General features: G+C 56.8%; 10 protein-coding genes. 8 read left to right on the forward strand and 2 right to left on the reverse strand.

Annotated features, from left to right (window positions below):
• Positions 1–106: 106 nt before the first annotated feature.
• From KQI65_14480 to KQI65_14515, 8 genes are all read left to right on the forward strand, one after another.
• Positions 107–607, forward strand: coding sequence for a GNAT family N-acetyltransferase (locus tag KQI65_14480; protein ID MCB2205944.1), 501 nt, complete (start codon positions 107–109; stop codon positions 605–607).
• A 76-nt stretch (positions 608–683) separates the two neighbouring features.
• Positions 684–2,909: a S9 family peptidase gene (locus tag KQI65_14485; protein MCB2205945.1), complete on the forward strand. Its 2,226-nt coding sequence runs from the start codon at positions 684–686 to the stop codon at positions 2,907–2,909.
• 68 nt (positions 2,910–2,977) lie between these two features.
• Complete coding sequence (locus tag KQI65_14490) at positions 2,978–3,874, forward strand: N-acetylmuramoyl-L-alanine amidase (protein MCB2205946.1); 897 nt, start codon at positions 2,978–2,980, stop codon at positions 3,872–3,874.
• A 175-nt stretch (positions 3,875–4,049) separates the two neighbouring features.
• On the forward strand, positions 4,050–4,640 hold the full coding sequence (locus KQI65_14495; protein MCB2205947.1) for an RNA polymerase sigma factor: 591 nt from the start codon (positions 4,050–4,052) through the stop codon (positions 4,638–4,640).
• Between the two features lie 10 nt (positions 4,641–4,650).
• Positions 4,651–6,123: a hypothetical protein gene (locus KQI65_14500; protein MCB2205948.1), complete on the forward strand. Its 1,473-nt coding sequence runs from the start codon at positions 4,651–4,653 to the stop codon at positions 6,121–6,123.
• A gap of 34 nt (positions 6,124–6,157) precedes the next feature.
• On the forward strand, positions 6,158–7,414 hold the full coding sequence (locus KQI65_14505; GenBank protein MCB2205949.1) for a hypothetical protein: 1,257 nt from the start codon (positions 6,158–6,160) through the stop codon (positions 7,412–7,414).
• A gap of 32 nt (positions 7,415–7,446) precedes the next feature.
• Positions 7,447–8,229, forward strand: a complete 783-nt coding sequence (locus KQI65_14510; GenBank protein MCB2205950.1) for a glycosyltransferase family 2 protein — start codon at positions 7,447–7,449, stop codon at positions 8,227–8,229.
• On the forward strand, positions 8,226–9,266 hold the full coding sequence (locus KQI65_14515) for a glycosyltransferase family 9 protein (protein MCB2205951.1): 1,041 nt from the start codon (positions 8,226–8,228) through the stop codon (positions 9,264–9,266). Before KQI65_14510 ends, KQI65_14515 begins: the two co-directional genes overlap by 4 nt.
• Positions 9,267–9,359: 93 nt before the next feature.
• Here the strand turns inward: KQI65_14515 and KQI65_14520 are convergent, their stop codons facing one another.
• Both KQI65_14520 and KQI65_14525 read right to left on the reverse strand, forming a co-directional pair.
• Positions 9,360–11,783, reverse strand: coding sequence for an AAA family ATPase (locus KQI65_14520; protein MCB2205952.1), 2,424 nt, complete (start codon positions 11,781–11,783; stop codon positions 9,360–9,362).
• A gap of 124 nt (positions 11,784–11,907) precedes the next feature.
• Positions 11,908–15,138 (reverse strand): efflux RND transporter permease subunit, encoded by a 3,231-nt coding sequence (locus tag KQI65_14525; GenBank protein ID MCB2205953.1) that lies wholly within the window; start codon positions 15,136–15,138, stop codon positions 11,908–11,910.
• Positions 15,139–15,151: the final 13 nt, after the last annotated feature.

A 15,151-nucleotide genomic window follows, 5' to 3' on the forward strand; every position in this document is an offset into this window, starting at 1 on the left:
TGACGGATATTCCCCCCTGCTATTCGTTTCTCTCTCCTATTCCTTTCCGCCCCGCGATTCCGTATTTTTTTGCGATAGTACGTGCCTCATCACAGCACTCAGCTTCATGCCAGCATCACTTCCCGACTGTTCCCACATCGCACTGCGCCGCGTCCGTGAAGAAGACGCCACATCATTCCTCTCCCTGATCGATGCGCTCGCGGCGTATGAGAAGCTCGATCCCCCCGACGCTGCCGCCCGCGACCGGCTCATGCGCCATGCGTTTGGTGATCACCCCCGCTACGAAGCATTTCTCGCATCCATTGACGGGGAGGATGTGGGGTACGCCATCATCTATGAAACGTATTCCAGTTTTCTCGCCCTGCCGACGATGTATCTCGAAGATATCTTCGTGCTGCCCGCGGCGCGGGGGAAGAAAGCCGGATTGGCGCTGTTCCTGCACGTTGCCGGACTGGCGCGTGAACGGGGCTGCGGGCGGATGGACTGGACGGTACTCGACTGGAATACGCTGGCGCAGGACTTCTACGATCGGCTTGGCGCCACGCATCTGAAGGAATGGCAGCTGTACCGGCTCGACAGTACCGCCCTCGCGAAACTGGAGTCCTGAAACGCATCCTGTTGCACGCAGACAACAACGCACAGCATTGATACAAACGCTCCGCTTTGATACAACGAGGAATACAATGAAACGCAGCACATCGCAACGCAACACTACCCTCCTGCTTCTCATTTTCCTGATCACACTGCTTCCTTCCGGCCTCACGGAGGCACAGGAGAAAAAGCCCGTCACGCTGAGGGACGTTTTCGGCAACCCGGCCTTCTTCGCGCCACGGATGGCGAACCTGCAGTGGATGGCCGACGGAGAACATTACGCCTATGTCAAGTTCAACCGGGAATCCCGCAGTATGACCATCGTCAAGGTCAATGCACGCACGGATGAGGAAGCCATTCTGCTCGATCCGGCGAATCTGCAATTCGAGGGCTCCGATGACGCGGTCACCTTTGAATCGTTTTCCCTGCAGAAAAATCCACGCTTCCTGGTTCTGACGCTCGATGAGCGTCCCATCTGGCGCCGCTCCACCATCGGCACGTACGCCGTGTACGACCTGGAAACAGGTGCGCTCATCGCCCTGCCGGAATACGAGGAAGGCGTGATGAACGTCAAGGTGTCGCCGGACGGACAGTGGGTCGGCTATGTGTACAAGGACAACATTTACATCATGAATCTCGCGAGCGGCGACGTGCGTCAGCTGACCAGCGACGCGCGAGAGGATGTGCATAACGGACGATTCGGCTGGGTGTACGAAGAAGAATTCAGCATCGTCGACGGATGGCAGTGGTCCCCCGACAGCAAGCGCATCGCGTTCTGGCAGGAAGATGAAACCATGGTGCCCACCTTCGAGATGGTCAACTTCATGCCGCTGTACATGGAGCGCATTCCCATTCGCTACCCGAAGGCGGGAGACAGCAATCCCGTCGAGAAAATCGGCATCATCGATCTGGCCGATGGCAGCCGCCGCTGGATGGACATCGGGGAAGAAACCGATCAGTACATTCCCCGTATTCGGTGGACAAAGGACGCAAACACACTCTGCATGTACCGGCTGAACCGGCTGCAGAATCACGTGGAACTGCTTTTCGCAAATGTCGAGGACGGCAGTTCCCGCGTCGTACTTTCCGACCGCTCTGAAACGGGCTGGATCAGCGTAGACGACGGCGCCTTCCTGCATTTCATGGATGACGGCCATCGCTTCCTCTGGGCGTCCGAGCGCGACGGCTGGAATCATCTCTATCTGTATGATTATGACGGCAGCCTGCTGCGCCAGGTGACCTCAGGCGAATGGGAAATCGTCGATGTGCTCGGCGTCACGCCCGACGACGCGCAGGTTTACTTCACCGCCACGAAGGAAGCACCGACACAGCAGAATCTCTATCGCGCCGCTGTTGAGGACGACGATATGGATCGACTGACCGAAGACGACGGCTGGCATGCGATCAACCTCTCACCCACCTGTGCACTCTATATCGACAGCTGGTCGAGCATCGAGGCCCCTACGCGCCGCATGCTCTGCGACGGCGATGGCGATGAACTGCGCAGCCTCGGCGCGGTCGATCCTACCGTCTACGCGGAATATTCATGGAGCGACAAGGAGCTGTTTACGGTGACCACCGACGACGGCTGGACGCTGGACTGCAGCATGATCAAACCCGCAAACTTCGATCCTTCCAAAAAGTACCCGGTGTTTTTCGATGTCTACGGCGGTCCCGGCACATCCGCCGTGCGCAACAGCTGGCCCAGCACCATGGCGGAGTGGTACGCCAGCGAAGGCTTCATCGTCATTGAAGTCGACAACAGGGGAAGCAGCCGCCGTGGTACCGCATTCAAGCATGCCGTGTACAAGCAGCTCGGGAAATGGGAAGCCCATGACTACGTCCAGGTCGCCAATTACCTTTCCACCCTCCCATTCGTGAACGCCGACCGCATCGGCATCTGGGGCTGGAGCTATGGCGGGTATATGGCGGCACTGACCTTGCTGCTGGGCAACGGCACCTTCCATGCCGGCGTCGCCATCGCTCCGCCGACCGACTGGCGACTGTATGACACGATTTACACGGAACGCTTCATGCAGCGTCCCCAGGACAATCCGGAAGGTTACGACGTCGGCTCCTGCCTCGTGCATGCCGACAAGCTGCAGGGCAGGCTGCTCATCATTCATGGCGGACTCGATGACAACGTGCACGTGCAGAACACGATGCAGTTTGTGCATAAACTCGAGGAGGCCGGCAAGCAATTCGATATGCGCATATATCCCAATGGCAACCACGGCGTCGCCGGCGGCATGCAGTCGCGTCTCGGACTCTTCGAATACTACGTCCAGCACATGAAGGAACATCTGCAGGATCAGTGATCCTGCATTCCCCATTTTCAAATGCTCCCTCCGTCTCGCGGAGGGAGTATTTTTTTGTATTATTGCATATGCCGCCACCAAGACGACATGTCCTCATACTCCTTCTGCCCTTCCTCCTGCCTTTTCTCCTAGCCGCGGCGTCCATTACGCCACCTCCTCACACGGCACATCCCACAGGCGCGAATCTGGATGCACATGAGCCGCCCGTCGCTCCTCCCCCGGTCCGCAGCTTCCCGATCTTCGGCAGCGCGTACGCCGATGTGGAAGTGCGTGACCACAGGCTGCGGGGTGCGGTGTACTACATCGTCAGCGGACATGGGGGACCGGACAGCGGTGCCCGGGGCAAGCGCAACGGTAAAACGCTGTGCGAGGACGAATACGCCTACGATGTCGCCCTGCGCCTGGCACGCAATCTCCTCAGTCACGATGCGAAGGTGTATATCATAACGCGCGATGAGAATGACGGGATCCGGGATGAAAAGTATCTCGCCTGCGACAGTGATGAGACGATCTGGCGTGGGAAAGCCATTCCCAGGGGACAGCTGGCGCGACTCAGGCAGCGCACGGATGTGGTCAACGCCCTGCACCGTCGCAACAGACATGCGGCATATCAGCGGCAGATCGTTCTGCATGTCGACAGCAGACAGAAAGGCAGCCGCGTCGATATTTTCTTCTACCACCATTCAGAAAGTACGGCCGGACGTCGCACCGCGTCGCAGCTTCAGCGCACTATTGAGGAAAAATACCGCAGACATCAGCCTTCGCGCGGGTACCATGGAACCGTGGACGCACGCGACAGGCTCTATATGCTGCGGAAAACCCTGCCCCGCACTGTCTACATCGAACTCGGCAACATCCGGAATTCCCAGGATCAGCGGCGCTTCGTTTCTGTCGACAACCGGCAGGCGCTGGCCAACTGGTTGAGTGAAGGACTGCTCAAAGACCGCCAGAACAGCCGAAATTAGTCCTTTCCGGGGCGAAGCACGACCAACAGCCCTGCGGGACTGCTGCCGAACGCGGCTCCCCGCTTCCCCCTTTCCTTCCAGACGCAATCTCTCTACATTATTCATATTGCAACAAACCCCGGATTGGTGTGTCTTTACACTGACGCGGAGGTATAACGCGCATAAGGACCCTGTTTTGCAGGAAGAGAACCGGCATACATCCCCGGCACGCTTCGAGGAACGCAGTGACGTCGAACTGTTCCGGATGATTCGTGAGGACAATCGCAGCCGCGAGGCCGCATTCAGAGAATTGTACTCTCGTCTCTCAGGCAACGTGTATGCGTACTGCCGCTGCCTCGCCTGGCGCAGGGATGAAAGTGACGACCTCTTCCAGGAAGCGTTCACGCGTCTGTACGAGAGCGCGCTCGCGGGACGCGACATCACCAATGTCGCGGGCTATGTCATCAAGATCGCGCGTAATCTCTTCCTCAACATGCAGCGTGACCGCAAACCGACAGTCACCATCGAACACGACACGCTGAGTATGAGCGACGTGCCTCACGAGCGCACGGAAATGCTCGAACTGATACACATGGCCATGGAACTGCTGACCGACGATTATCGCGAGGCGTTTTTCCTCCGTGAATTCGCGGACCTGCCCTACGAGGATATCGCCTCGATCATGAACCTGACGAATGTGAACGTGCGCATTCGCGTGACACGCGCGCGCGAGAAAATACGCACCATCCTTCAACCCTACATCGCTGAATACGAAGAACACAAATAAGTATGCTGCCATGAATCCGCACATTCCCACTACCGACGAACTGTTGCACGCCTGGATCGATGAGGAACTCGACCCTCAGTACGAAGCACAGTTTTTCTCCCAGCTCGCGACGGATCGCGAGCTGCGTGATCGCCTCCGCCAGCTGCGCGCGGTACGCGTTGAAGCCCGCAATTTCGGAGCAGTTGCCGAACCGCCCGAAAGCACCACGCGTGCGGTTTTCGAACGACTCGGCTTTCCTGCCGAGGAGAAAAAGGAAAAACGCACTGTTGGCATTCTCCCCCTGTTCTCGCAGGCATGGAGTCCCATCGCCTCGGCCGCGGCAGCAGCGGCAATCACGGCGATGATATTCCTCGGCGTGCGCAGTACCGATGTACAGAACCTCGCAGAGCCGATGGCGTCGAAACAGGAAGCAGCGACGGAAGCTGTATCCTCATCACCCGCGGAAAGCAGTTCCCACGCTCCTGAACATACAGCACAGTCACCGGCAGTGGCTGAACAGCAAAGCGAATCGCAGGACGCGAGTGAATCTGCACGTGTAAACGGCGCGGCAGTCATGTCGCAGAAGCCGTCCATCGCAGCAGTCCTTCCGCCTGCAGCATTAACAACCGAAAGCTCAGATAATGGTGATATGGCCGCAGCAGGCACGTCATCGACCCCTGTCGAGGCGAGCGATCGCACCGGCAGATTCGAGGATATCTCTGACGAGGAACTGGCGGCGCTTCGCGAACTGTATGCGTCGCTCAACGATGCTGAATCCCCGCAGACACCTCCCGCCTCCTGGGTGGACGCTGGGGTACAGGACGGACTGCATACGTCGGAGAGCACTGTGGTCGCATCCTCGCTTCCATCGCGCGATGCGGACTTGACTGCGGCGCTGTCGTCGATGCCGGAGCAGACAGGGAGTGTCCTCGCACAGCAGCAGGTACCCGTGCAGGCGCATCTGCAGGCTCCCAATACGCAGCAGTACTTCCCCACGCTGGGCAAGTCGGAACTCCTCAACGCAATATCCGTCGAGCTGCGGGGCATGAACACGAAATCCTTCCCTGAGGCGACCATCGGTACGGATGCGGATCCCCTGCTCGAGAACATGGCGGTAAGCGCTTATCTCAGCTACGACAGGCATGATATCGGACTCACCTACGGCGAGGAACCGTATTCCATGCATTTCAACGGCATCGAAGAAGGAGAACAGGTGGGCTGGCAGCAGAATCTCATGACGTCATGGGTTGTCGCGAGCTGGCGCTACCGCTTCTCACCGATCCGTGCTCTTGCGAACATCGAACCCTACGTCACCCTCGGCGCGGGCACCAGCGTCCAGTTCTGGCCGATGGCCCGTTCGGGATTCGGACTCGCGTATATGCCCGATACACGTGTTCGATTCTATGTCGGACTCGAAGGAAGCCTGATGGCATATCCTTATCAAAGCGCCTGGTTCACTTCACGCCGACTCGGTCTGACCTACGGCATCGCGGTACTCATGTAACTGATTGCTCACTGGCAACAACGCAGGATCTCTCATGTCGAGAAACATCATGTGGTCGAAGCGTCACAACATATTCAAGCACGTATGCGCTGCAGCAGTACTCGTATTGCTGACCACCTCCTGTGAATCCCCCCTCGACCCGGATACACCCCGGATTCGTATCACGGAGCCAACGCCGTATTTCCTTCGGACTTTCAACTTTTCGCTGACCATGGATCGGGAAGTGGGGCAGGACGTTCTTCAGCTCGATGACGGGGGCTACATCATCACCGGAAGCGTCACGACAGCCGACACGAAGTCAGCGGATGTCATGTTGCTTCGCACCGATGCGGAAGGCCATAAAATGTGGCTGAAAACCTATGGCGGCGTCAAGTCGGATATCGGATATTCCGTCGCACAGGCCAGTGACGGCGGCTTTGTTATCGCGGGACAGACCGAGACCTTCGGTGAAGCCCCTGCCGATATGTGGATCATCAAAACCGACGCAAACGGTACGATGGAATGGCTGGAGCTGCGCGGCGGAGTGGGACGAGATATCGCGCAGGACATCATTCCCTCTTCATCCGGTGGCTACCTCGTTACTGGCTGGATAGACGATATCAACCACGGCGCGAATTATCTGTACGCTTCGCTGATCGACGAACGGGGCAAGGATGTCTGGGTATTCCAGCCGACCGGCATGAATCGGAATGACCGTGGACTCGCGGCGCTGGAAACGGCCGAGGAGGATTTTGTCGTCGTCGGAAGTACCCCTGATACGGCGGATGCCGGACTATCCGATATCTGGCTCATCAACATCGACGGCGGAGACGGGTCGGTGAACTGGTCGCGGATGATTGGCGCTCCCGACAATCTCGAGGGGGTCGATATTGCACAGACAATGGATGGCGGGTTCGCCATTGCGGCAAACAAAAGCACCGTGGGCTCCAACAACAAAAATATCTATGTCGTCAAAACCGATTCCGCCGGCAACGTGCTTTCAAGGACGGTGCTGTCTGAACCTTCGGTCTCAAGAAGCATCAAGAGCTGCAGTGACGGTGGGTTTGTGCTGTGTGGATACACCAATCCGCTCGTGCAGACGAGTTCCGATATCTTACTGCTCCGCTTTGCGGCAGACGGATCCCTGCTCTGGAAGAAAAAAATCGGCGGCGAGCACATCGATCAGGCCCATGGCGTGGAGGTCACACTGGAAGGCGGCTACATTCTTACCGGTACGACACAATCCTACGGAAGCGGAACCGAGGATGTCCTTCTTCTCAAAACCGATGAAAACGGGAATTACAAGGAATAGCCGCTCCTGCGCTTTTTTCGTAGATTAGGGAGATGAATGCGTCAATCGAGACCATAGCGCAGCTCTCCGTCATCGTCATCGCGGGACGGGAAGAAGATAACATCGCAGATTGCCTGGCATCAGTGCGTTTCGCGGATGAAATCATTGTGGTTTGCTCTTCACGGGAAGACGCCACCATGGATATCGCATCCCGTTATACGAAACACGTGCATTTCAGGGACTTTGATGGCTACGCCACACAGAAACAATTCGCGCTCGATCAGGCAACACGCGACTGGGTGCTGAGCCTGGATGCAGACGAACGTGTGACGCCGGAGTTGCACAGGGAAATCACTGCTATCGTCAGGAACGATGGTCCGATGGACGGCTACACCGTGCCCAGGAAAAATCACTTCCGCGATAAGTGGCTGCGGCATGGCGGATGGTATCCCGACCGCCAGCTCCGCCTGTTCCGCCGCACGCATAGCAGACTCACCGACCGTCTCGTGCATGAGGGATTTGAAGTTCGCGGCAGCCGCGGTGAACTCGAAGGACCCCTTCTCCACTACACACTTCCTCACGTGCGTCACATGCTGCAGAAAAATCTTGCGTATTCGCTGTACGAAGCGCGCGAGAAAAGGAACAGACGGCGTGTGGGAGCACTGGATTTCCTGCTGCGTCCCCCACTTGAATTCGCCAAGAAATACATCCTGCAGCGCGGCTTCCTCGATGGCTGGGAGGGATTCGTGGTAGCGGCCATTCATGCACAGAACAAGATGCAGGTGTTGCTGCAGCTCTGGGAGATGCAGTATCGTGACAGCGAGGCGAAGCGTTGAGAACACCGCGCAGTATTCTCGTCATCCGGCCCGATCGCATCGGGGATGTCGTCCTTTCCACGCCAACCATTCGCGCGTTGCGACGCAGTTTTCCGGATGCACGCATAAGCGCGCTTGTGCGTCCCGCGACCGAACCGGTGCTGCGAAACAATCCGCATCTCAATGACATTCTCATCGACGACTGGGAAGGACGGCATGCGGGACGCAGCGGTTTTTTCGATCGGCTGCGCATGCTGCGGCGGCACCGCTTCGATACGGCATTGATGCTGCTGCCCACGGAACGTCATGCATGGATGACCTTCCTCGCCGGTATTCCACGGCGTGTCGGTGTCGGGACAAAACTGTACCAGGTCCTGACGTTCGCGCGTTCTGTCAGCCGCAGAAAGTACACTCCCCTGCGGCATGAGGCGGATTACTGCCTCGATCTTGCACGTTCGATCGGGGCCGAAGATGACGGACTCGCAACTGAAGTATTTCTCGAGGACCAGGAACGCGACGCCGCAGCCGCGCGGCTCCGGTCGCTTGGCTGGACGCCCGACCGGCGCACGATTTCACTGCATCCCGAGAGCGGTCGATCGGCACCGAACTGGGAAGCGGAGAAGTATCGTGATTTCGTGCAGGAAACACGCACACGTTTCCCCGACGCGCAGGTGGTTGTCAATATCACACCCGCCAATACCGCTGTGCGCGATCTGTTCGCACCGTTCGCATCCGACCGCGTCTTTCTGCCCGACAATGGTGGAGACCTGCGCATGGTGATGGGATTTATCGCCCACGCATCCGTCGCCGTGTCAGCCAGCACTGGTCCCATGCATCTCGCGGCAGCGCTTCGCATCCCGACAGTCAGCCTCTTCTGTCCCCTCACTGCCTGCCACCCGAAGCTCTGGGGTCCCCAGGGCAACCAGGCCGTGACGCTGCTGCCTCCCGAAGATTACTGCCAGCAGCGCTGTCCCGGGGATCCGCATATCTGCACGCTCAAAGGCGGACTCGAGATTGTCGATGTTCTCGACGCGCTCCCACCTTTCCTCACAGCCTGACTGCTCCCCCTCCCGTAACCGTATTGGCGAACAGGAAAAACGCCCCACAGCATGAAGCCACGGGGCGTTCGATACACATTTCCCTGCGTGATGTCAGTCTGCTTCTTCCGCGGACTGCAGTTTCTTCGATGACTTGTACAATGCGTCGAGTCGGCGTTCGACCATTCCGAATACCGTGCCCGGTGGAAATGCACCATTCGCGCCACGTTCGCCGGCCTCCACTCCGGTCAGTATTTCAATACCTTCCCGAATCGAGGAAATGGCCCAGATATGGAAGCGTCCGTCCTTCACCGCCGCGACAACCTCAGTGCGAAGCATGAGATCGTTGACATTCTGGATCGGGATGATCACGCCCTGCTTCCCGGTCAATTCTCGCGTCAAGCACACATCGAAGAACCCTTCGACTTTCTCATTCACTCCGCCGATGGGCTGGATGTCACCTTTCTGATTTACCGATCCCGTGACGGCGATACCTTGCTTGATGGGGAGCTCTGTCAAGGAGGACAGCAGAGCATAGACTTCAGTGGATGACGCACTGTCGCCATCGATGCCGGAGTACGACTGCTCGAATGAGACCGAGGCCGTGAATGAAAGCGGCTGGTTCTGCGCAAACTGCTCGCGGAAATATCCCGTGAGAATGAGCATCCCCTTGTCGTGCGTCTTCCCGCTCATCTTGGCTTCACGTTCAATATTGACAATCCCCGCCTTCCCGGCGCTCACCGCAGCAGTTATGCGCGTGGGTTTGCCGAAAGAGAACCTGTCACCTCCGTACACTGCGAGTCCGTTAATCTGGCCGACCCGCTCACCTTCCACATCGATGAGAATGACTTCTTCTTCGATCAGCTCCTGCAGTTTTTCCTCGTAGAGCGAATGCCTGTTGTACGTTTCCGCGATCGCCTTGTCGACATGACTCGCGGTAACATACTTGTTGCTGTTCTGCTGGCACCAGTAATTGGCTTCGCGAACGATATCCGCAATCTCACTGAACTGTGTGGTAAGTTTGCGCTTGCTGTCAACCAGGCGTGCTCCGTATTCAACGATGCCCGCGATGGCCCGCTTGTCGAAATGCTTCAGTCCTTCGTCTGAAATCAGCTTCCGGATAAGTGAGGTGTATTGCTGCACGGCCAGTTGCGTATTGGGCATCTCATGGTCGAAATCGACTTTTACCTTGAATATTTTCTTGAAGTCACGCTCGTATGCGCTTAGCATACCATAGATTTCATTATTCCCTATCAGTATGACTTTCACATTCACATCGATGGCTTCCGGCTTGAGAGCGATGCTGGATTGCTGACTCAGCATCTCGATACTCTGAATCTCCAGCTTGCGATAGAGCAGGACGCGCTGCAGGTTTTTCCACACGCCCGGCTCGGTCAGAGCGTCAGCCGCATTGAGCACGAGGAAACCACCGTCCGCGCGAAGCAGGGATCCCGACTTCACCATGGTGAAATCCGTATACCAGAATCCGTTCGAGTCCTGTCGTCTCCCGATAGTTCCGAATATATTGCGGAAGTTCGGAGAGGTCTCGATGATCACCGGCGTATTCGTGGTCGCACTGTTGTCGAGAAGCAGGTTCACCGTGTACTCGGAAGGCAACTCGGCTTCGTCTTCCGCATGCGCCTTGAACTGTTCGATATTATCGAGTACGCTGTCGACGAGCTGCGAGAGATAGCGCTGCACTTTTTCGTCACCGTAGTCCGACATGATTTCGGCGATGATGGCGTTGACGAAAAATTCACCGACTTCCCTCTCATGATCGGCGATGCGCTTTTGATACTCGCGGGAAAGCCGCATGCCACGGCGGAAGACATCCTGCAGTTCGGACTTGTGCTCGCGGTATTTTTCTGCAAGCCGTTCCGCATCTTCCTTGCTGATGAGCTCCTGCGTGACAGCCGAAGGAAGTTCAGAAACCATGACGGCCTTGTCCTCGAGTTTGACAAGGATTTCCGGGTGCATGGACTGTCCCTCCTGCACACGGCCAAGCACGAATCCATCAGGAGCGATCTGCTTTTCGAACGCCGAGAACAGCTCCGCTTCCTTCGCGTTATACTCGTCGATGTAGGATTGACGTTTCTTGAGGTATTCCTCTTCTTCAAACACGCCGGGGATACGTGCCCGGATCATGTCCATGGTTTCGGAGACTTCCTTTTTGAAGCGGCAGCCGAGGCCACGGTCAAAGGTCAGAAGAACCGGATGGTCCTCATTCTCGAAGTTGTGCACATAGCAGTAGTCCTTGGTCATGGCACTGCTTGGCTGAATTTTTTCGAGAATGGTCTTGATCGTGGTCGCCTTTCCCGTACCGGAGAGTCCGCATACGAAGACATTGTAGCCGGGACTGTGCAGCTCAACACCGAGCTTGAGTGCTTTCAGCGCCCTGTCCTGCCCGATGATTCCCTCGATCGGTTCGACGCTTTCGGTCGTTTCCGCGGGGATGAGGTCGGGTGGACAGTACCAGCGTAAATCTGCAATGGGAAGGGATGCGTGTTCGGGGGCGGTGCGTACTGTTGTGTCTGACATACGACAGAGGTGCTTGTTGATGTTTGCTGTTTCAAATTAGAGCACTGAAGGACGCTGCGCAACCATAAAACGAAACAGGGCCATCCCGCTTCCGGGTACGGCCCTGTTTCATCAGATCATGGGATCAGTCAGAAACGGCTTCACCCGGCTTCTCGCGTCCAAGCCGCCTGCGGACGACGGCACCGATGCGGTTGCCGACCAGCTCGAAGTAACTGTAGAATGTCGGGACAACCACGAGCGTGAGGAAGGTCGACACTGAGAGTCCCGCAATAATGGTGATACCGAGGGGACGCCAGAAGTCGGAGCTTTCCGCACCGATCACGAGCGAGAACTGCCGCCAGTCAACGTCCACTCCCGTGGCAAGCGGCACCACACCGAGAATGGTCGACACCGCTGTGAGCACGACGGGACGCAGACGCGTACGGCCGGCTTCGAGCAGTGCCTTGTCGAGAGGCATGCCTTCCTGGATTTTCTGTTTCGCGAAATCCAGGAGCACGATGGCGTTCTTCACCACGATACCCGCGAGGGCGATAACACCCACACCGGTCATGATGATACCAAACGGCGTTCCGGTGATCAGCAATCCCCAGAGCACACCGATCAGTGACAGGATCACGGAAATCATGATCACGACCGGTACCTTGATGCTGTTGAACTCGCTGACCATAAGAAGGAAGATGAGGAAGATCGTGATGATCAATGCTCTCTCGAGGAAATCCGCAGCTTCCTGCTGTTCTTCCTGCTGACCGGTAAAGCTGATCGAGTAGCCCTCGGGCATCTCGAAACCCTTCAACGTGCTTTCCACGTCCGCGAGAACATCATTGGCCAGGCGACCCTCGGCATCACCGCCAATGGTGATGACACGCTTGTAATCCTTGCGACGGATGTCGGTCACACCGGTGGTGCGCACGACTTTCGCCACGGAAGTCAGGGGCACGGAAACCAGCTTCCCGCGACGGTTCATGAAGGTGATATTCAGATTTTCCAGATCCTCAGGTTTCTCACGCTGGTTCTCACGCAGCCGTACGTTGATTTTGTATTCATCTTCGCCGACGCGGAATTTCGCAGCTTCCGTTCCATTGACGGCGGTGCGTACTGTAGAGCCGATCTGCGCCGTGCTCATTTCGAGCAGGGCAGCCTTTTCCCTGTCGACGATCACCTGCACTTCCGGTTTCCCGGCGTTGTAATCGTCATCGAGGTCCACAAGACCGGGGATATCCCGAATCCTGTCCTGTATCTGCTTCGAGAGGACGTGCAGTTTCGCGTAATCTTCACCTGATACTTCGATGCTGACCGCCTTGCCGACCGGGGGACCCATTTTCTGCACTTCGACCTTGATCTCGGCGCCGGGAATGTCGTCGGTGGCATTGCGAATGTCTTCGACAGTCTCAAAGGAACTGTACTGACGATCTTTCTTGTCGTGGAAACTCAGGGAGTAATTTGCCTTGTTGGCGATACTGCTCCCGCCAAAATCGAAGGGGTTATTGGACGAACCGACGTTCGTGACGCGGAATTCGATGTCGTCGATTCCCTTGACACCCCTGACACGCCGCTCCACCTCACTGGTCACCTGATTGGTGATCTCGAGGGGAGTGCCCGGCGGCATGGTGATCTGTACGGTAGCCTGCGCCGGCTGTGTGGACGGGAAAAATTCGACGCCCTTGTTGAACATCCCGAAGATCACGAACGTGAACAGGAGGAGTCCGATGGTCCCGAGTACCGTTTTCCCACGGTGCTGCAGCGTCCATGCCAGAACTTTCACATAGTGCTTCTGTGCAGCCGGGAAGAACTTCGCATCCACCCAGTGATAGGCGATGGTGAAGGGATTGTACTTCTTCCAGAACGTCGGGTTTTCGAGATCCTGTTTCGCCTTCGCGATTTCCTTGCGGTAATTGATAAACACCGACCCCTGCACGGGACTGATAATGAATCCCACGAGCAGAGACGACATCATCGTCGCGATGAGCGTAATGGGCAGATAGCTCATGAATTCACCGACTACGCCCGGCCAGAACAACAGGGGAAGAAACGCGGCGATCGTCGTCAAGGTCGCAGTAACGACAGGCACGGCAACTTCGCTTGTGGCCTTCTTCGCAGCCACGATGAGGTTTTCCCCGTACTCCTGCTGATGCCGATAGATGTTCTCGATGACCACCACGGCATCATCGACGACAATTCCCAGCACAAGGACCAGCGCGAACAGCACAACGAAATTCAGCGTGATCCCCATGATCGAGAGGATGATGAAGCCCATGAACATCGACAGCGGAATGGCCGTACTGATGAGCACCGCATTCTTCACACCGAAGAACATGAACAGCACGAGGATGACGAGAAACATACCCGTCATGATGCTGTTCTCGAGTTCGTAGACGCGATCTTCGATCATGATGGACTGGTCGTTGGTGACTTCGACATCGACGCCTTCCGGCACTTTCGATCGGAAGTCGCTGACCAGCTGTTTGACATCCTTGGCGATACGCACGAGGTTTTCACCGGCGCGTTTTTTCACGGGGAGAGAGACCACGGTTTCGCCGTTGAGGCGCGCGTAGGTCTGACGATCCTCGAAAGCGAAACGGACATCCGCCACATCACGCACGTAGATGGGTTTCCCATTGCGCATCTTGACGATGATGTTTTCGATGGGACCCGGATCCTTGTACTCGCCAGGGATACGCACGGTGTAGTCCGTCGTGCCGTTGTCGAGCGAACCACCAGGGACGGTGATATGCTCATTCTGAATTGCGCCGATAACATCGCCGAAGCTGATATCGTAGCCTTTCATCCGGTTGACGTCGCAGTTGATCTGCACTTCAGGCTCGAGCGCACCGGTGATATCGGCGCTGAGCACACCGGGAACGCCTTCGATATCATCCTGCAAATCCTCTGCAATCGACTTGAGCCTCGGGAGCCCGACATTCCCACCGATATTGACGAAGAGTATGGGGAATTCGGAGAAGTTGATTTCCGAGATGATCGGCTCCATGATATCGTCCGGCAGGTTCGGGCGGGTCGAGTTGACCTTGTCACGAACCCTGCGAAGCGCTTCATCGATGTCGATCCCGGTTTCAAATTCGATAAATATCGTCGCCAGTCCTTCCTTGGACGATGACGTGATGACTTTGACGTCTTTCAGCGTCTTGAATTCCTGTTCCATCGGCTGCGTGATCAGTCCTTCCATGTCGGTGGGACTCACACCGGGATAGGGCACGGAGACGATCACATAGGGGATGGTGATATCAGGTGCTGCCTCGCGCGGGAGTTCGCTGTAGGACTGAAACCCGAGGATCACGATGATCAGCACCAGGATGTAAACCGCGACACGATTGTCGACGGCGAGATTCCATATTTTCATTATTCTTCCTGTC

This window comes from bacterium, assembly GCA_020444325.1.
GTDB lineage: Bacteria > Bacteroidota > Ignavibacteria > SZUA-365 > SZUA-365 > BM516.